This window comes from Clostridium tepidiprofundi DSM 19306, assembly GCF_001594005.1.
Taxonomy (GTDB): domain Bacteria; phylum Bacillota; class Clostridia; order Clostridiales; family Clostridiaceae; genus Clostridium_AC; species Clostridium_AC tepidiprofundi.
The window spans coordinates 1-523 of the sequence record NZ_LTBA01000174.1 but is presented as its reverse complement, the minus strand read 5'-3'; the positions used below and the strand labels follow the sequence as shown (position 1 = coordinate 523).

The window sequence follows — 523 nt, the reverse complement described above, 5'->3', positions numbered from 1 at the left end:
GTATGAGTTTTCTAGAAATATCTACATTAGAGAAAACTAAGAATAATAGGGCAGTTAAAATACAAGTTCCTATATATTTACCACATAAATTATCCAAGAAAACAGGTAAAGTTAATGGTATTGATTACAGAAAACTATTTTTAAATTATTTGGAAACTGGAGAAGCATATCAAGTTGAATTGATAAAAAGAAATGGTAAGTATTATGTTCATATTACTTTTGATGTTCCTAAAACGGAAATTCTTTATACAGGACATAATGGAATAATAGGTATAGATACCAATCCAGATGGTTTTGCTTTAACCATGATTGATAATAAGGGTAACTATAAATGGCATACTTATTTGAAACAAAGCGAGTTACTATATGCTAGGAGTAATAGACGTGAAAATTTATGTGGTGACCTTGTAAAGCAAGTTGTATTAATAGCTAAAACTTATGGTTGTGGTATTGCTATAGAAGATCTAAAATTTAAGAATGACAAAGACGTAGGAAGTAAATTTGCAAGAATTAAACATGGATT

Annotated in this window: 1 pseudogene; it reads left to right on the top strand. The window is 28.3% G+C overall.

Annotated features, from left to right (window positions below):
• Positions 1-523, top strand: a pseudogene (locus CLTEP_RS14280) (IS200/IS605 family accessory protein TnpB-related protein); the annotation flags it as partial.